The following is an 18,153-nucleotide window of genomic DNA, read 5'->3' as shown; positions in this document are numbered from 1 at the left end:
AATGAAACTACGCTTGACCGCCTCGGCCCTACTGGCCCTGCTCAGCACTTCCTCGGTATTTGCGGCCAATCTGACCATCCCTATGTCTTTTGAGTATCTGGCACTGGATGGCAAGGAAATTGAAACTAGCAACTTCAACCACAAATCTGAACTGGCACTGTCCGAAGGTGTCCACAAGATTGCCATTCGTTATCATGACATGATCGATGACGAGTTTTCCGACAGTCAGAGCTTCGTTAAGTCTTCTCCTTTCATTCTGACCCTGAAAGCCGAAGGCGACAACGAGTACATCCTCAAGCCTGCCGATGGTGACTACGTCAAGAAGCCCAAAGAGTTTGCCAAAACCCCTCAGGTCGTCATTACCCGCGCCGATAAGGGCCAGGTCAACTACCAGGTGGAACTGACTCAGCTGAAAGAAACCTCGTTCCTGTCGCAACTGTTCAGCGGCAACAATGGCCCTGATGTTGAAACCGCTGCCGCTGCCGTAACCGCAGGCAACATGGCAGCCAGTCAACCGGTAGCACCTGTATCCAAACCATCACCCGTCAGCGCCATGACAATGCCAAGCAATGCTCCTCAGGCTGCCGGCCAAAATGGTGACAGTGCCGCCCACGCTCAGCAAATGCTGCAGTACTGGTGGTTACAGGCCGATGAAGCGACTCGCAAAGAGTTCATGAGCTGGGCCATCAAACAGCTCTGATAGATGATCCCTTTGGTATATCACGCCAGCTATTCCAGGCTGGCGTTACCATCCCGGCACAGATTTCCCATAAGCAAATATCAACGCCTGTTTGAGTACCTGTGCCAAACTCCATTTTCCGGGCAATTCAGCCTCTGTTCTCCAAAGCCTGCAAACCAAACTGCCCTAGCTTCTGTGCATTGCCCTCAATATGTTGCCGGGTTTATTCACAATCGACTGGATCCCAAGGCGATGCGCCGCATAGGTTTTCCCTGGAGCGAACATCTACTGACGCGGACACTGCACTCAGTCGCCGGTACCGAGCTTGCGGCGCGAAAAGCGTTCGAGCACGGCATAGCGCTGCATATCAGCGGCGGTTACCATCACGCTCACCAGGACTTTGGCAGCGGTTACTGTATTTTCAACGATCTGGTCTATAGTGCCAGACGCATGATAAACCAAGGACTGGCGGACAAGGTTCTGATTGTCGACTGCGATGTCCATCAAGGCGATGGTACAGCCACCATGACAGTCGGCGATGCGAATATCATCAGTTGCTCAATACACTGCCGGCAAAACTTCCCCGCCCGTAAAGCAGACTCTCACTATGATATCGAGCTTGAAAAAGGCGCTGGTGATGACGAGTACCTCTCAACGCTGGAGCAGATACTGCCTTTGCTGATCTTGACTCATAGACCGGATCTCATTCTTTATGACGCCGGAGTCGATGTGCATGCTGAAGATGAACTCGGCTTGCTGCAGCTCAGCCTTGAGGGCATATTCCGGCGGGATATGAGCGTATTGCGTCATGCCAGAGACGCTGCAATACCAATAGCCTGTGTCACGGGAGGCGGATACTGCAAAGACCCTCTACAATTAACACTCAGACACAGTCAGTTATTTCATGCCGCTGCTATGCTATATCGCTAAAGGCTACAAACCAAATGCTATAAACCAAGCGTAATGCAGCAAAACTTTGGGGAGCGTCACCTATGCAGTTAGAGATCCGCAACTACTACGAAGTGATGTTAATGGAAATCCTCGCCGAAGAGGGATTAATGGACGAGCTGCCGGTCGACTATGTGGCCGATCTGGCTTGTATCACGCTCAATCAACTACCAGTGCGCTACATTCACCATTTGGTAGACACCTATTTCTACGGTGACTATCAAGAGCAAGCTAGAATGCGCAACGAAATCTACCAGGCATTAGAGAAATCACGGGCGTTTTTGAAATCCAAACTGCCCCCGAAACTGGAAACCGATCAGCAAGCGCAGGGGTAGCACAGGCCCAGTTATCAAGAAACACGGACAACTCTGGGTTTGAGCCTTACCAGCTGAAATAAAGTCGCCGCTCTGCGACTATTCTTTTATTTCTTGGCTGCCTTGTTTTGGCCGTTAACGAGTTGATAGCCAAGCCATCTCAGTCCATGTAGCCAGCTGTTTATACCAAACAAAGTGTTAATGGTAGCCATTGGCGCTTCTTCGCTATAGAGGGGCCGCGCTTCTGGCGCATCAAATATCTTGTCAGGAGTAACAGAGATAGGGGTGAAAATCGGCTTTAGCTAGACTCAAAGTGGACCACCTTGTGGACCCCTTAGGTACTTTCAGCACTAACCATTTGAAAAGGTTTGGAATTGGAGGTTCCCCCAGAGCCACACCCCGGCACATGAGTCACTTGCTACGGTTGCTCCCTTCCGGGCCTGGCCGGGTTCACAAGTTATCATTGCGGGGGGACCCTGGGGTCACCACAGATTTGCAGCCTTGCTGCAACGCCGGGGATTATCCATCATGGCCCCGCCGGGATCAAGGGAAATTACTAAGGTTTGCCCTCTGCGGCATTCAAGTGAACATAAGATAAACAAAAACTTGTGTTTATCTCTGCCCTTCAAAGTACCAACAGATGTTTATTCTGCTCGACCAGTTTGGCGCCGATACCCGTGACTTGGGTCAACTCATCAATGGATTTGAATTTACCTTGGCTGCTGCGATATTCAACAATCGCTTTGGCCTTGGCCTCACCTATCCCTTTCAGTAACTGCAGCTCAGATTCCGAAGCGGTATTAATGTTGATTTTATGAACCTGCGCTTGGCCGGCTTGCGGCGTTTGTGGGGTTTTGTCTTTAGTGGGCTCTCCGGCGTATAGGGGAGAACTCAGGGTGGCTGCAAGTAGCAAAGCATAGAATGGTGTTTTCATATAAGACTCCTGTCATTTGTTAAGGCCGGTATCCCTTTCCTTGGCCTTAAAGAAATGTAGACCAGCGCACGAATATTGCCAAATTATTGCAACTAGACATTAGTACAATAAGTTAATGTGATCAATGTCACCGTTTTAAACTTTCATTCTCTTTCAACAAAATAAAGGCTGTGCTCCTTAGTTAACCGTTTGAAACAACAAAACGCTCAAAGGCGATCAATTTATGGTGATACAACTCTCATATTTACCACTTTCGTGATAGATTCCTCATGCAAATGTAGTGGGCATGGTAGTTAACTTACCCAAGAAAGCCCTTTGCCAAATGTGAGCTATGCCCTAAATTGCTTGCCATAAAAACAAGACGAGGAAGTTGAGAATGTCTTTAGAACAAACGGAAAGCTTACCCCCTTCGCAGACAGAGAAGAGCACCCAACAACGTAACATGTTGATCTTGGCTGCAGATATCCTGCTGCTTTTTCTATTGCACAGCTTTTTACCTTTTGAACCCGGGGTAAATACCGGTCTGTCTATCTTGGTATTTGCCGCTGTGCTCTGGCTTACTGAAGCCATTCATCTGAGTATCACGGCGATACTCATTCCGGTTCTGGCGGTATTTTTCGGTGTGTTTGAAACCAAAGCTGCCATGAGCAACTTTGCCAATCCAATTATCTATTTGTTTTTTGGTGGCTTTGTATTGGCTGCTGCCCTGCACCATCAAAAAATCGATACCCTTATCGCCCAAAAGGTGCTGCTGGCTTCCAAAGGTAAACTCAGCATCGCCTGTATGATGTTGTTTGGGGTAACCGCATTGCTGTCTATGTGGATCAGCAACACGGCCACAGCGGCCATGATGTTGCCTCTGGCACTGGGGATCTTGCAGCAACTGGATAAAGAGAGCCAGCACAACACCTATGTCTTTATGCTGCTGGGTATCGCTTACTCAGCCAACATTGGTGGCATAGGCACTCTGGTAGGTAGTCCGCCAAACGCCATCGCTGCTGCCCAGGCCGGCTTGAGCTTCAGCGACTGGCTGGAGTTTGGCCTCTTGACCGTCGCTTTGATGTTGCCAACCATGCTTATCGCCCTTTATCTGTATTTCAAACCGGATCTGTCGGTGGAATGTAAACTGGATATCGAAGATCAAAAACTGAGTTTCCAGGGAAAACTGACTCTGCTTATTTTCCTGGCCACAGTTTGCTGCTGGATCTTCAGTCAGCCTCTATCGGCCGCCCTTGGCGGTATCAGCCAGTTTGACACCATAGTCGCTCTTTCTGCAGTGGTTTTGCTGGCAGGGCTTGGCTTGGTTGGTTGGAAGAAAATAGAAAAAACCACCGACTGGGGTGTGCTGATACTGTTCGGCGGCGGTCTGACCCTGAGTGCCGTACTGAAAGCCACGGGTACCAGCGTCTTCCTGGCCCACTGGATGACAGACATCTTCGGCAGTACCCATATGTCGCTGTTCGTGTTTGCGGTCATTTTCTTTGTGGTGATGCTGACCGAGTTTGCCAGTAACACCGCCAGTGCCGCCTTGCTGGTACCTGTGTTTGCCGCTATCGCCGAAGCATTGGGGCTATCGCCCGTAATGTTGTCGGTGCTCATAGGTATTTCGGCATCCTGCGCCTTTATGCTGCCGGTGGCCACGCCACCTAACGCCATAGTCTACGGCTCAGGCTACATAAAGCAGTCTGAAATGATGCGTGCCGGTATTATCATCAACTTCATCAGTATGTTGGTGCTCTATATCATAGCCCACACCTTCTGGGGCATTTGATTCTCGCAAGCCCGAAAAACAAGGCGAGCCATGCTCGCCTTGTCTCTTTTAACTGATCACTGTCAGTGCCTGCTCCAGATCGGCTATCAGGTCATCCACATCCTCAAGCCCGGCCGATATTCGCAGCAGGCTGTCGCCTATGCCGGCTTTAAGACGCGCCTCTTGGGTATAGGGTGAATGGGTCATGGACGCCGGGTGCTGAATAAGCGACTCACAATCCCCCAGACTCACGGCAATTTTGAACAATCCCAGTCGATTGACAAAAGCCATGGACTGCTCCAAATCGGCCTTCAGCTCAAACGCCAACACCCCACCGGCCCTGCGCATCTGCGAGCCGATAAACTGATGGCCCGGATGGGAAACCAACCCGGGATAATGTACCTTGGCCACGGCTTTATGGGATTCGAGATACTGCGCCAGGCGCTCGGCGTTATCGCAATGACGTTCGAGTCGTACCGAGAGGGTTTTCAGGCCTCGCAAAATCAACCAGGCATCGAAAGGTGATAGCACGGCGCCAATATCTTTTAGTTGTTGTTGCTTGATGGCCGTTATCGCCGCCTGTGAGCCACAGATGATACCGGCAATAACATCGCCGTGGCCATTGAGATACTTGGTGGCGCTGTGAACCACAAGATCGATTCCCAACTGCAGTGGCTGCTGCAGCAACGGTGTCATAAAGGTGTTGTCCACTATGCTGGTCAGTTGATGGCGCTTGGCGATAGCGGCTATGGCGCGGAGATCATACACGGCCAGATGCGGGTTCACCGGGGTTTCGCAAAAAATCACCCGAGTGTTGGGGCGTATAGCCGCCTCGACGGCCGCGAGATCGGCAAAATCCACCAGAGACACCTCAATACCGAAGCGGGCAAACTGCTCTGTCATTAATGAAAAAGTACAGCCATAGACGGCCGAGGAAGCCAGCAGGTGGTCGCCACAGCTCAAGTATGCCAGCAAGGCCGCCGATACCGCGCCCATGCCGGACGCGGCAGCAGCTGCTGCTTCAGCGCCTTCAAGCAGCGCCAGACGCCGCTCAAGCTCGGCAACCGTCGGGTTACCCAAGCGGGTATAGATATAGCCCTCTTCTTCACCGGCAAAGCGGCGACCACCGCTTTGGGCTGTATCAAAACAGAAGGTGGCACTCTGATATAAAGGCGACACCAATGCCCCGGAAGACTCGCCCGAGTGGCCACCATGAATAGCCAGTGTGGCTGAGTGCAGTGCTTTTGGCTGCTTGTGTTGCATGCTTAACTCCTCATGTCAGTCCGCCCATCCCTTATATTGTTATTCGGCTTCTCGCCCGGGATGATCAGTTGTCCTGGCACCAACATACTGAGTCAGCAAGACTTGCCCAAATCGGCAAGCAAAAATCATTACTCCTTGGTTGTAAAATCTTTGTTACGTTCAGTTTTTCTGGCCAGCACTGAGGCGGAAAAATCCTTCAGTTCCAATAGTAGTTCTTTGTGGATCCGCGACAGTTTGGGCTTGCTGGCACTGGAAAATGCCAGCGGCCGACAAAGCGCCATCGCCTGATAGCCAAGTCTCGCCGTCAACAAACCGCCCCCCAGCCCCTGACCAAGCCGCGCCGAAAGCTTGCCGGACATCTCTACCGACAGCAATTGGGTACCCAAGTCGGTGGCAAGCTCTGTGGTGCCGGCATAGAGAATATTGACCAGGATCCCGCGGATCAGCCGAATACGGCTCCAATAACCCAGCTCTACCCCATAACAGCGAGCGATATCCTGGATCATCTTCTGATTACGCCAGAGGATCAGCGCCATATCCAGGACCGCCAGCGGGCTGGCCGCCAGCAATAGGGCCGATTCGGCCGCATAACGGCGCACCAGCTTCATACCAACCTTGTCGCGCTCGGTCAGCACTACCTGATCAAACAGCTGCAACTGCTCGGCATCATTCTGCTCCGGATTCAGCAGCGTCTGCAGCCTGTCCTGCTCTGGCCCCTTGGGCATCTGCTTGCAAATACCATAGATAAAATCGCGCGCTTCGCCCATCTGCATACTGCCGAGCAGGCGTTGCCCGGTTTGCTGGGTATCTTCCACCTGGCGCAGGCGTTTGAGTTTGCGCCATTCCCCGAAACAAAGCTTGCCTACCCAGGCCAGCACCAAAGCGAGCACCAGGCTGTAAAAACCAAACAGCCAAGGGCTGTCGCGCCAGGCATCGATAAGACCGAGCAGTGTCTGCACTACGACCGCCGCCATCACGCCCAACAGAGCCAAGCGCGCCAACCAGGACCAGCGTTTGGGCTTGAGGGAGATGAGTTGATCCGCCTTGGGCTGTGCACTCAGCACTTGTTCCAGTTCGGCTTCTGTGGGGTATTCAACAAAGTCATCGCCTTGGAAATCCTTGGCCGCGGCCAATTCGGCGGCGGATTCCGGCTGATGACTGAAAATTCTCTGCGGCGCCAACTCTGTGGGTTGCGCTTCATCAGCGTGACTGCCGTTGCCGGCAGCATTATCAACATGCTTTTCTGAACTGTGTTTTGCCACGACTTACCTCAACTTGTCGCCCAAAAGAAACTCCAGCAGATGATCGAGCCGGATATGTTCATAGCCTAGTTCCGGTTGGCTGTCGGGCGGCGCAAACTCACAGAAATGAAATCCCTGCCTTTGCCAAAACGCTTGCTCAGGCAAGGCTCTGGGCACCTCGCCCGGATACAGGGTCACCTTCTGGCCATCGCTCATGCGTCGGCCACAAACCACTTCCACCTCCACGCCATCGGCATCTTTGACCATACCGTGACGGGTCGCTTTGATGGCGCTGATGGCCATGGTTTCCACCCGACTGCCGGCAAATCCGGCCTGTTGCCGACTGGGCGCCAACATGGCACTGAGCAGTGACAACACATTGCCCTGCTGATCCCGGGTCACCTGATCGACTTTACTGGCGGCAAACAGCAGAGTATCTATTCGGGGGGCAAACAAACGTCGCAACAGACTGGACTGGCCATACTGGAAGCTGGCACAAATGGCATTGAGTGCTTCGGCCATATCTTCAAACTGCGCCTTGCCACGATTAAGGGCGCTGAAGCAATCCACCAGAATTAACTGACGGTCGAAACCGGCAAAATACTCCTGATAGAAGGGCTTGACCACTTTGGCCAGATATTGCAGATATCTGTGCCTGAGCACCTGATAATTGCTGCGACGTCCGGCCGATGCCAGTTGCTGCTTATCTTGGAGTTGCTCGGGTAACAGGGGGAAAAAAGCCAAAATTGGCGTACCGGCCAGCTCTCCGGGAAGCAACATTCGCCCCGGCTGGGCTTGATAAAACCCCTGTTGTTGCACCAGATCCAGCAGCAATAACCGATAACTTTCGGCAATGGCGGCCAGCGCCTGATCGTCGGCATCGGCGTACAAATCCAGCGTCGCCAGCGCCGCAGCAAACTTAGGATAGAGAGGCGAGGCTTCCAGGGTTGATTGCCGGGCAAAGCGGGTTTCGGACCAGCGGTTAAAGTCCTGGCTCAACATGGGCAAGTCCAGCAACCACTCCCCGGGATAATCAACTATGTCGAGATGCAGTTTGGCGCTGTCGGCCAATTTTGCCAGCATCCCTTTGGTAGGCACATATTTGAGCGTCAGCCGCAGCTCACTGATACTGCGGGTCGACGCCGGCCAACTGGGCTTGGCTGCGGTCAAGCTGGCAATTGCAGCATCAAAGTCAAAACTGGCTATGGTCAAATCAGGCTGCAGCTCCCGCCTGACCCCGAGTAAACGTCCGTCGCGGCACACCTGAAATAGGGGTAAGCCACTGCCATCAGCCTCGGTGCCGGCGCGCAGCAGTCGATCCACCAGCGCGGTAATGAAGGCCGTCTTGCCGGCGCCGGAAAGGCCGGTAACCGCCAACCTAAGATGCCTGTCTGTGGTGCGCTGTGCCAACTCGCGGGTTTTGTGTTTGAGTTTGCCGAACTTTTGCCTGACGCTTGCCATAATTCTCCTGATACAAACAAACGGGGCGGTAAGCACCGCCCCTTGAACAAGGATTTATAGGTTATTGATCTGTCTTTTCAACTCGAACTGCTCAGAGGTGACATGTTGTTCGAGTGCCCTGAGCCTATGCTCCAGTGATTGAAAGCGATTGCTTACATCTCTGAGCGCCTGTTTGGCGGGCTCCCCGGCTTGCCAGACCTTTTTCTTGACCCCAATGTCCTTATGGGTGTCTTTGGCTGTCCAAGGTTTGACATCCAGTATCATCCACAGCAGCAGATAGATGATAACCACTATGCCTGAGCCACCGAGCAGGAAAATGGAAGCTGCCACCACCCGAACCAACCAAGGTTCCAGATTAAAGTACTCGGCTACCCCGGCACAGACCCCGGCTATCTTCCTTTGCTGGGGAATGCGGTAAAGAGTACGCTTGCCTGATTCAGTCATGACGTTGCCTCCATTCCGGGGACTCGGCATCCAGGATGGCTTCCAGCGTTTCAATCCTTTGGCCCATCTTGTCAGCTGTGTCTATCAAGTCGTTAAGCTGTTTGAACTCTGCCTCGGTAAGCCCCTGGCTCACCTGACGTTTACTGCGGTAATGCAGAATCAACCAGATTGGCGCCACAAAGATCATGAAGATAATCAGGGGTGCCAGCAGTAAGTCCATATCCATAAATCACCTCTGAGTCTGTATTATTTTTTGGTTTTGGCGCTATCGCCTTTCACCTTGGCCTTCAAGGCTTCCAGCTCGGCGCTGACAGAGTCTTCGGCCTTGAGTGCCGCAAATTCCTCTTCCAGACTGGACTTTTTGCCACCCAGATCATAGGACTCAACTTCAGCTTCCAGCCCTTCGATGCGACGCTCATACTGTTCAAACTTGAGCATGGCGTTGTCAATTTTGCTGGAATCCAGCTGCTTTTTCACTTCCAGGCGTGAAGAAGCGGTTTGCTTGCGCATTATGATAGTCTTCTGGCGTGCCTTGGCATCGGCCAGCTTTTCCTGCAGTTGACCCACTTCCTCTTTCAGGCGGGCAATATGCTCTTCAACCACCTCGAGCTCTTGCTCCAGAGTCTGCGCCAGGGTAGCGGCTTTTTGCTTTTCAACCAGCGCGGCCTTGGCCAGGTCTTCCCTGTCTTTGGTCAGTGCCAGTTCGGCCTTTTCCTGCCAATCCTGCACCTGAAGCTGCACTTTGCCAATACGGCGGAGCAACTCTTTCTTCTCTGCCAATACTTTAGCCGAAGTAGAACGCACTTCAACCAGGGTATCTTCCATTTCCTGAATGATCAGGCGCACCATTTTTTCCGGATCTTCCGCCTTGTCCAGCAAGGCACTGATGTTGGCATTAATGATGTCGGCAAAACGTGTGAAAATTCCCATAATCCTGTCCTCTACATTTATTGTGGGTCTCGGTTCTTGTAATACAGATCCCGTGCCAACTTTTAAACGCCATTTAAAATCAATATGTTAATATAAATTTTAACTTTATCTTTATTTATTTAACCTACCCGCATATTATGATTTTCACCAATTATTAGCGTTAAAGACTAACTGTTATCGTGGCCAATCCCTATCAGCAAGACAATCTTATCGGTCAATCCAATGCCCTGTTGGAGGTGTTGGAGCACGTTTCCCAAATCGCACCACTGTCCAAACCTGTGCTTATCATAGGTGAACGGGGGACGGGTAAAGAGCTGATCGCCGAACGTCTGCACTATCTTTCCCAACGCTGGGATCAGAGTTTTATCAAGCTCAATTGTTCCTCTCTGAGTGAAAATCTACTGGAAAGTGAGCTGTTTGGCCATGAGTCCGGCGCATTTACCGGCGCCAAGGGGCGTCATGAAGGCCGCTTCGAGCGCGCCGACGGCGGCACCCTGTTTCTTGATGAGCTGGCCAATACGTCCGGCCTCATTCAGGAGAAGCTGCTGCGGGTCATTGAATATGGTGAATATGAAAGGGTGGGCGGCAGCAAGACCCTCAATGCCGATGTACGCCTAATCTGCGCCGCCAATGAAGACTTACCCAGTCTGGCTGAAGCCGGCGAGTTTCGAGCCGATCTGCTCGACCGTTTGGCGTTCGATGTGATCACCCTGCCGCCGCTGCGCTGCCGCCGGGAAGATATTTTGCCATTGGCCGAGTACTTTGCCGTGGGGATGGCGCGTCAGCTCAAACTGGAGCTGTTTACCGGTTTTGCCACCGAAGCCGTGGCGACCATGATGGATCACAGCTGGCCGGGTAATATTCGGGAACTGAAAAACGCCATAGAGCGCAGCGTCTATCGCCATGGTCATAACCCCGAACCGATTGAGAATATAGTGCTCGACCCTTTTGCCTCGCCCTACCGGCCCACCAAGCGGGTCAAAACTCATAGTCGCCAGCTGGCGACCGCTGAAGTTGGCAATGAAGTCCTTGCCAGCAGTGCCGCCGCACCGACAAACGATAGCCCTGAACCTTCGGCAAACCAGATACAGTTCCCGGTGGACTTCAAACAGTGCTGTGAGGACTTCGAGACCGACCTTATTCAACGTGCGCTCAGCGCCAGCCAGTTCAATCAAAAGAAAACCGCAGAGCTACTGGGGCTTAGCTACCATCAGCTCAGAGGCATACTGAAAAAATACAATTTGCTCGATAAGGCATAAGCCGATTGCCCAGGTAACGGCTGCACTGCTAAAATGTTCGGTCAACATCTGAATAACTAACGATTTTGCAATGAATCTGCTGACGTTACGCCCCGGGCGAGACTCTGATGCAATGGCGCAAGTCTCCAGGAGCAAGCTCTACGGAGATCTTGTGGCAGGGCGTTTATTCCGCTCATGCCGGCGCCTGAAGCTGACCGGGAGCATACTGACCGGCCTGGCTCTGACAATGCTGCTTGGCGGCTGTGGTCAACAGAAAGTGCCCTCCGGTCTGGTTTACTGCTCCGAGGGCAATCCCGAGTCGTTCAACCCGCAGCTGGTGACCTCGGGAACCACAATCGATGCCACCTCGCACCAAATTTATAGCCGCCTGGTGGATTATGATCCCGAGAGCGGTGATATCATTCCGGCACTGGCAACCGAGTGGCAGATAAGCGAAGACGGCCTCAGTTATGAGTTTGAGCTGCGCCAGGGTACCCAGTTTCACGATCTGCCCTACTTTCACCCCAGTCGGCATTTCAATGCAGATGATGTGCTGTTCAGTTTCAATCGCATCATAGACAAGCAGCACCCTTTCCATGAGGTAGCTCAGGGCGGTTACCCCTTCTTCCAAAGCATAGGTTTTGCCGGGCTGATAAAATCCATCAGCAAACAAGGCGAATATCGAGTCAGATTTGAACTCACCCAGCCCGATGCCTCATTCCTTTCCAACCTGGCCACCGACTTTGCGGTGATCCTCTCCAAAGAGTATGCCGATCAGCTTCTTGCCCAAGGCAGCCCGCAGCAGTTGGATAACCAGCCGATAGGAACAGGCCCCTTTATGCTGGTGCAATACGTTAAGAATGAATATATCCGCTACCGGCGCCACCCAGGTTACTGGGGCAATATGCCGCAGTCTGAAATGCTGGTGTTCGATATCACGCCGCGAAGCACTACCCGCCTGGCCAAGCTGATCACCGGTGATTGCAGCGTCTCGGCCTTGCCCAAGGCCGGTGAGTTGCCGGTTATTGAGCAGCACGACAACCTGGTTTTGGAAAGCCGCCCAGGAATGAACGTGGCCTATTGGGCCTTCAATACCCAAAAGCCGCCGTTCAATGATGTCAGGGTCAGACGGGCGCTGGCCTACGCCATCGACAAGCAAAACCTGCTAAGGGCCGTTTATCAGGACACAGCCGTCGAGGCAACCGGTATTCTGCCGCCCTCCTCCTGGGCCTATTCCGATTCGGCCAAGAGTTATGAATATGCCCCTGACAAAGCCAGAGCGCTGTTGGATGAAGCCGGCATAGATAAACTGGAGCTGGATATCTGGGCTATGCCTGTGGCACGAATATACAACCCCAATGCGCTGAAGACCGCCGAGCTGATCCAGGCCGATTTGGCGACCATAGGTGTCAAGGTCAATATCGTCAACTACGATTGGAGTGTGTTCACCCAAAAACTGGCACGCAGTGATTATGACTCGGTACTCATCGGCTGGAACGCCGACAACAGCGATCCGGATAACTTCTTTACCCCCTTACTCAGTTGTGGCTCTATCGCCTCCAACAACAACCGTTCCCGCTGGTGTAACCCCAGGTTTGATGTCCTGCTCAACCAGGCCAGAAGCGTGACCGACAGAGAAAGCCGAAGTTTGCTGTACCACCAGGCCGAGGCGATTCTGGCACAGGATATGCCGTTGGTGAGCCTGGCTCATGCCAAACGTATGGCACTGAAGAATGCCAGCGTGACCGAAACCAGCCTCACGCCTTTTGGCGGCATCGCCTTTGCCAACATAGGCCACGGCAACAAACCGGCTGTTGAGAAAAAAACATCGCCCGCCAAGGAGCAAAACTGATGGCTGCTTATCTGCTGCGCAGGCTTAACCTCTTTGTCGCCACCTCACTCATCCTTATCTGTGTACTCTTCTACGCCACCAGTTTGTTTCCGGTGGACCGCATCTATGCCCTGACCGGGATCCAGGCACCGAGTGATGCCCAAGAGGCACAAATCATCGCCGACTATCATCTCGATGGCGGCTCCTTTTCTCAGTTTATTGGCTACTTGGGGCAGAGACTCAGTGGCGATCTCGGCATTTCTGTGACCTCTCAACGACCGGTGGCAGAAGAGCTGCTGGCGGTATTGCCGGCCTCCTTCGAACTGGCGACTGTATCCGGTTTGTTTGCGATCATCTTCGGGGTGCCGCTGGGGGTGTTGGCCTCGCTGAGTAAACAGAAACTGACCCAAAACGCCATCATGGCGGTGACACTGACAGGTTACTCGATTCCGGTATTCTGGCTCGGGCTGTCCCTGTCGCTCTGGTTCGGGGTCAGACTGGGTTGGCTGCCTATTTCCGGGCAGATAAACCTGCTCTATGAGATCAAGCCTGTGACCGGTTTTATGCTGATAGATACCCTGCTGTCCGACTCGCAATACCGCTTATCCGCCTTTAAGGATGCCGCCTTGCACATTATCCTGCCGGCGCTGACCTTGTCTGTGTTGCCCTTTACCGTGGTGGTTCGTATTACCCGCTCGGCGATGATGAATGTGATGAACCAGACCTATATCCGCGCCGCCGAGGCCAGAGGCCTGCCTACGGGTAAAATCGTATTGCGCCACGCCCTGCCCAATGCCTTGATCCCCCTGCTCAAACACCTGGGACTTATGCTGGGGCCATTTGCCAGCTATGCCATAGTGGTGGAAGTGATCTTCAGTTGGCCCGGGGTCGGCTCCTGGCTGGTATCAGGTATCTACCAACGGGATTACACTGTGATCCAGGGCGGCACACTGGCGGTAGCGCTGCTGATTATCTTTCTGAGTATTCTGATTGAAGTGCTGCACACAGCCACCAATCCGCTCAGCAGGAAGGAACTCTATGCCTCAAATTAAGATTTATCAGGAAGACGATATTCCATCCCCCAGCCTCAAGCTCTGGCGTACCTTTGCCGCCAATCCTTTTGCGCTTGCCGGGCTCTGGGGCGTGCTCTGCCTGCTGATCCTGACAATGTTCGGGCCCATGATTGCCCCCTACCCGGCCGATTTTCAAGATCCCAACGCCCTGTTACTGCCACCATCCTGGGACGATCTCGGCACGGTTGAGCACTTTCTCGGTACAGACGATCTCGGCCGGGATATCTTTTCCCGCTTGCTGCACGGCACCAGTTACACCTTTGGCATGGCGCTGGCGATTGTTGCCACCGCACTCTTGGTCGGATTTATCATAGGTTCATTCTCGGGGATGATGCGCGGCCTCAAGTCCAGTATCCTAGGGCACCTGCTCGATGCCTTGCTGTCGATTCCATCACTCTTGATGGCTATTCTGGTGGTGGCGGTAATGGGCCCCGGGCTGATGAACGTATTCTGGGCCGTGGGTATCGCGCTCACGCCTCAGTTTGTTCGCGCCATACATCAAGCCGTGCATGAAGAGTTGCAAAAAGAATATGTCACCGCCGCCAAGTTGGATGGCGCCAATGGTCTGCAGATATTCTGGTTTGTGATTATGCCCAATGTCTGGGAGACTGTGATTATTCAAACAACGCTGGCAATATCGGCGGCCATTTTGGATATCGCCGCGCTGGGTTTCCTCAATCTCGGTGCCCAGGCGCCCAAATCCGAATGGGGTGCCATGGTATTCCAGGGCCTGGATAACCTGCTGACCGCTCCCTGGACAGTGACCATTCCGGGAGCCGCTATCCTGCTGAGTGTGTTGGCCGTCAACCTGGTCGGCGATGGACTGAGATCGGCGCTTGCGCCCATCAGAAACTGATTATGCCGTTACTCGATATTCGTAATCTCACCATAGAACTGGACACGCCCCATGGGCGGGTCAAGGCGCTGGAAAAAGTCAGCCTGACAGTCAATGCCGGTGAAATCCATGGTCTGGTCGGTGAATCCGGCTCGGGCCGCTCTCTCATGGCGCGGGCCATTCTCGGGATCCCCGGCCCCAACTGGACTGTCACCGCCGATCGCATGATGTGGGATGGCCGCAACCTGATGGAAATGAATCAGGCAGAGCGGCGCAGCCTTATGGGCTCTGATATGTCGATGATATTTCAGGATCCCTCCGGCAGCTTTGACCCGGCGCTTACTGTGGGCAGCCAATTGATTGAAGCCATGCCGCTGAATAAGCAGGCACCTTTCTGGCGCCGCGGTAAAGAGCGGCGTCTTACAGCACAAAAATGGTTGCACAAGGTGGGGGTCAAAGAGCCGCGGCGGGTGCTGGCAAGCTATGCCTGGGAACTCTCCGAAGGCGAATGCCAGAAAGTGATGATCGCCATGGCGCTCGCCAATCGTCCCAAGTTGCTGATCGCCGATGAACCCACGGCTTCGATGGAACCCAGTACCCAGGCGCAGATATTTCGTCTGTTGACTCAGCTCAATCAGTTGCAGAACGTCGCCATCTTGCTGATCAGCCACGAGCTGGACACACTGTCGAACTGGTGTAACCGTCTGACTGTGCTCTACAGCGGTCAGGTGATGGAATCCGGCCCTACCGCAGAGCTACTTGAGCAGCCTTATCATCCCTATACCAAGGCGATGCTGGATAATATGCCGGACTACTCAGGCCCTGCAGCCCACAAAACGCTGATGCCGACCCTGCCTGGCTCAGTGCCGGCGCTGCAACATCTGCCGATAGGTTGTCGCCTGGGGCCTCGCTGCCCGGAAGCCCGCAAACAATGCGTGGTACAACCGCAACTGAGCCATCATAAAGACAGATATTACGCCTGCCATTTCCCTTATCAGAGTGAGCCTATTGATGACGACTCCCTTGCTTAAAGTCACGGACCTGAGCAAACGCTACTTCAGCGGCTACAAGGGCTTTCGCCGCCAATATACTGAGGCTTTGGCGCCCATTTCGTTCGAACTCAACAGTGGCGAAACCTTGGCCATTGCCGGTGAAGCCGGCTCCGGCAAGAGTACTCTGGCCCGTATTTTGGTCGGTGCCGAGTATCGCAGCGGCGGGCAAATTCTGTTCAATGGTGAGCCGCTCGACAGCCATGATCTGAAACAGCGCTGCAGACTTATCCGGATGATATTCCAGGATCCCAATACCTCACTCAACCCCAGGCTGACCATAGGGGAACTGCTCAATGAGCCGCTGAGGTTCAATACCCGGCTCTCGGCCCATGCCCGCAGTGAGCAAGTGGTTGAGACTTTGCGCAAAGTCGGCTTGCTGCCGGAACACGTGGAGTTTTATCCCCACATGATTTCCGAAGGACAGAAACAGCGGGTGGCGGTGGCCCGGGCCTTGATGCTCAACCCGAGGATCATTATCGCCGATGAAGCTCTGACGGCGCTGGATCTCTCGGTGCGGGCCCAGATCCTCAACCTGCTGCTCAAGCTGCAAAAAGAGATGGGGCTTTCCTATATTTTTGTGTCCCACAATCTCAATGTTATCCGCCATGTAAGCGACAAGATCATGGTGTTGCACAAGGGGGTGATGGTGGAAAAAGCCGCCACCGAGACCCTATTCAATGATCCGCAACACGAATACACCCAAAGATTATTACAGGAGCAGGCACAACTGGCCCGCAAGCGTTGATAAGGGTTCAAACTGCTCCAACCACTGCCCCGTCGGCAGGCTTTTTGAAAAAATCAGTACCAATTAGAGTTGAAATACTTATCCTAATGACAGTTTTCGGAAGAAGAAGCTAAGACATGATTATTAAACCTAAAATTCGTGGTTTCATTTGTACCACTACTCATCCTCTGGGCTGTGAAGCCAACGTGCTGGAGCAGATCAACACCACCAAGGCCAAAGGCAAGATAGCCAATGGCCCCAAGAAAGTACTGGTGGTAGGTTCTTCCAGTGGTTATGGTCTCTCCTCCCGTATTGCCGCCGCCTTTGGTTCCGATGCTGCCACTATCGGGGTCTTTTTTGAAAAGCCCGGTACTGAGACCAAACCCGGCACAGCCGGTTGGTACAACTCGGCGGCGTTTGACAAGTTTGCCAAGGCTGAAGGCCTGTATTCCAAGAGCATCAACTGTGATGCCTTCAGCCATGAAGCCAAAGCCAAGGTGATTGAGCTGATCAAGGCCGATCTGGGCCAGATAGACATGGTGGTTTATTCACTGGCCTCGCCTGTACGCAAACTGCCAGACAGCGGCGAAGTGATCCGCTCGGCCCTCAAGCCTATCGGTGAGTCATATCGCTCTACCGCGGTGGACACCAACAAAGACACCATCATTGAAGCCTCGGTTGAGCCGGCGACAGAGCAGGAAATCAAAGATACTGTTACTGTGATGGGTGGTCAGGATTGGGAACTGTGGCTAGATGCCCTCGACAAGGCCGGCGTGCTGGCCGATGGTTGCAAGACAGTAGCTTACAGCTATATAGGTACAGAGCTGACCTGGCCTATCTACTGGCATGGCGCTCTGGGTAAGGCCAAGATGGATCTCGACCGCGCCGCCGGCGAACTGAACCAAAGACTGGCCGCCAAGGGTGGCAGTGCAAATGTCGCTGTGCTCAAGAGTGTGATCACTCAGGCCAGTTCGGCTATTCCGGTAATGCCACTGTATATCGCCATGGTCTTCAAGAAGATGCGCGAAGAAGGCCTGCATGAAGGCTGCATGGAACAGATTTACCGTATGTTCAGCGAGCGCCTATACAAGGCCGATGGCAGCAAGCCAGAAGTAGACGATGCCAACCGCCTGCGCCTGGATGATTGGGAACTGAGAGAAGATATCCAGCAGCATTGCCGCGATCTCTGGCCACAAATCACCACAGAAAACCTCAGTGAGCTGACCGACTACCGTGAGTACAAGGCCGAATTCCTCAAGTTGTTTGGCTTTGGTATCGAAGGCATAGACTATGATGCCGACGTTAATCCGGCGGTTGAGTTTGATGTTATAGAGCTCTAAACAAGGTGCAGGCAAGTATCAAGTCGCTGTAAACGCTGCTCTTGATTAAATGCACAAAAGAAACGCCCCCAATTGCCTTAGCTATTGGGGGCGTTT

General features: G+C 53.2%; 18 protein-coding genes and 1 other RNA gene. 11 read left to right on the top strand and 8 right to left on the bottom strand.

What is annotated here, in order from left to right; genetic code table 11:
- Position 1: 1 nt before the first annotated feature.
- The 3 genes from ACMHXI_RS15015 (at position 2) to ACMHXI_RS15005 (ending at position 1,962) form a co-directional block, all read left to right on the top strand.
- Positions 2-700 (top strand): DUF2057 domain-containing protein, encoded by a 699-nt coding sequence (locus ACMHXI_RS15015; RefSeq protein WP_025011231.1) that lies wholly within the window; start codon positions 2-4, stop codon positions 698-700.
- Between the two features lie 3 nt (positions 701-703).
- The gene (locus tag ACMHXI_RS15010; protein WP_025011230.1) at positions 704-1,609 is read left to right on the top strand and encodes a histone deacetylase; all 906 of its coding nucleotides are present in this window, start codon (positions 704-706) and stop codon (positions 1,607-1,609) included.
- Positions 1,610-1,671: 62 nt separating this feature from the next.
- A complete protein-coding gene (locus ACMHXI_RS15005) occupies positions 1,672-1,962 on the top strand; it encodes a late competence development ComFB family protein (protein WP_028780439.1) in 291 nt (96 codons plus the stop codon).
- 362 nt (positions 1,963-2,324) lie between these two features.
- On the opposite strand, the gene ffs is transcribed toward ACMHXI_RS15005, so the two are convergent.
- Positions 2,325-2,421: signal recognition particle sRNA small type (ffs, locus tag ACMHXI_RS15000), an RNA gene on the bottom strand.
- Positions 2,422-2,566: 145 nt separating this feature from the next.
- Positions 2,567-2,875 carry a ComEA family DNA-binding protein gene (locus tag ACMHXI_RS14995; RefSeq protein ID WP_045282673.1) on the bottom strand — a complete coding sequence of 103 codons (309 nt, stop codon included), beginning with the start codon at positions 2,873-2,875 and terminating at the stop codon, positions 2,567-2,569.
- Between the two features lie 376 nt (positions 2,876-3,251).
- Here ACMHXI_RS14995 and ACMHXI_RS14990 point away from each other — a divergent pair, with 376 nt between their 5' ends.
- Entirely contained in the window at positions 3,252-4,646 is a 1,395-nt protein-coding gene (locus ACMHXI_RS14990; protein WP_025887150.1) for a DASS family sodium-coupled anion symporter, read from the top strand.
- A 48-nt stretch (positions 4,647-4,694) separates the two neighbouring features.
- Here the strand turns inward: ACMHXI_RS14990 and ACMHXI_RS14985 are convergent, their stop codons facing one another.
- The 6 genes from ACMHXI_RS14985 to pspA all read right to left on the bottom strand — a co-directional run bounded on the left by ACMHXI_RS14985 (position 4,695) and on the right by pspA (position 9,964).
- Positions 4,695-5,888 (bottom strand): trans-sulfuration enzyme family protein, encoded by a 1,194-nt coding sequence (locus ACMHXI_RS14985; RefSeq protein ID WP_219012888.1) that lies wholly within the window; start codon positions 5,886-5,888, stop codon positions 4,695-4,697.
- A gap of 128 nt (positions 5,889-6,016) precedes the next feature.
- Entirely contained in the window at positions 6,017-7,150 is a 1,134-nt protein-coding gene (locus ACMHXI_RS14980) for a TIGR01620 family protein (protein ID WP_413735351.1), read from the bottom strand.
- 3 nt (positions 7,151-7,153) lie between these two features.
- Positions 7,154-8,590 (bottom strand): YcjX family protein, encoded by a 1,437-nt coding sequence (locus ACMHXI_RS14975; protein WP_215794794.1) that lies wholly within the window; start codon positions 8,588-8,590, stop codon positions 7,154-7,156.
- A gap of 54 nt (positions 8,591-8,644) precedes the next feature.
- On the bottom strand, positions 8,645-9,034 hold the full coding sequence (gene pspC, locus ACMHXI_RS14970) for an envelope stress response membrane protein PspC (protein WP_025887147.1): 390 nt from the start codon (positions 9,032-9,034) through the stop codon (positions 8,645-8,647).
- Positions 9,027-9,260 carry an envelope stress response membrane protein PspB gene (gene pspB / locus ACMHXI_RS14965; protein WP_025011223.1) on the bottom strand — a complete coding sequence of 78 codons (234 nt, stop codon included), beginning with the start codon at positions 9,258-9,260 and terminating at the stop codon, positions 9,027-9,029. Before pspB ends, pspC begins: the two co-directional genes overlap by 8 nt.
- Positions 9,261-9,280: 20 nt before the next feature.
- Complete coding sequence (gene pspA / locus ACMHXI_RS14960) at positions 9,281-9,964, bottom strand: phage shock protein PspA (protein WP_025887146.1); 684 nt, start codon at positions 9,962-9,964, stop codon at positions 9,281-9,283.
- 179 nt (positions 9,965-10,143) lie between these two features.
- On the opposite strand from pspA, the gene pspF reads away from it, so the two are divergent.
- The 7 genes from pspF to fabV all read left to right on the top strand — a co-directional run bounded on the left by pspF (position 10,144) and on the right by fabV (position 18,057).
- Positions 10,144-11,223 (top strand): phage shock protein operon transcriptional activator, encoded by a 1,080-nt coding sequence (gene pspF / locus ACMHXI_RS14955; RefSeq protein WP_219012890.1) that lies wholly within the window; start codon positions 10,144-10,146, stop codon positions 11,221-11,223.
- A gap of 226 nt (positions 11,224-11,449) precedes the next feature.
- The gene (locus ACMHXI_RS14950; protein WP_232786089.1) at positions 11,450-13,054 is read left to right on the top strand and encodes an ABC transporter substrate-binding protein; all 1,605 of its coding nucleotides are present in this window, start codon (positions 11,450-11,452) and stop codon (positions 13,052-13,054) included.
- Positions 13,054-14,085, top strand: coding sequence for an ABC transporter permease (locus ACMHXI_RS14945; protein ID WP_025011221.1), 1,032 nt, complete (start codon positions 13,054-13,056; stop codon positions 14,083-14,085). Before ACMHXI_RS14950 ends, ACMHXI_RS14945 begins: the two co-directional genes overlap by 1 nt.
- Positions 14,072-14,962, top strand: coding sequence for an ABC transporter permease subunit (locus ACMHXI_RS14940; protein WP_028780445.1), 891 nt, complete (start codon positions 14,072-14,074; stop codon positions 14,960-14,962). The genes ACMHXI_RS14945 and ACMHXI_RS14940 overlap by 14 nt, the downstream gene beginning before the upstream one ends.
- Positions 14,963-14,964: 2 nt before the next feature.
- Positions 14,965-15,972, top strand: coding sequence for an oligopeptide/dipeptide ABC transporter ATP-binding protein (locus tag ACMHXI_RS14935; protein WP_129979313.1), 1,008 nt, complete (start codon positions 14,965-14,967; stop codon positions 15,970-15,972).
- Positions 15,953-16,738, top strand: coding sequence for an ATP-binding cassette domain-containing protein (locus tag ACMHXI_RS14930; RefSeq protein ID WP_025011219.1), 786 nt, complete (start codon positions 15,953-15,955; stop codon positions 16,736-16,738). Before ACMHXI_RS14935 ends, ACMHXI_RS14930 begins: the two co-directional genes overlap by 20 nt.
- Positions 16,739-16,854: 116 nt before the next feature.
- Positions 16,855-18,057 (top strand): enoyl-ACP reductase FabV, encoded by a 1,203-nt coding sequence (gene fabV, locus ACMHXI_RS14925; protein WP_025887141.1) that lies wholly within the window; start codon positions 16,855-16,857, stop codon positions 18,055-18,057.
- Positions 18,058-18,153 lie beyond the last annotated feature (96 nt).

This window comes from Shewanella sp. BJSY2023SW005 (assembly GCF_047314585.1).
GTDB lineage: Bacteria > Pseudomonadota > Gammaproteobacteria > Enterobacterales > Shewanellaceae > Shewanella > Shewanella algae.
Note: the sequence above shows the minus strand (reverse complement) of the source record. Positions and strands in the feature narration are given on the sequence as shown.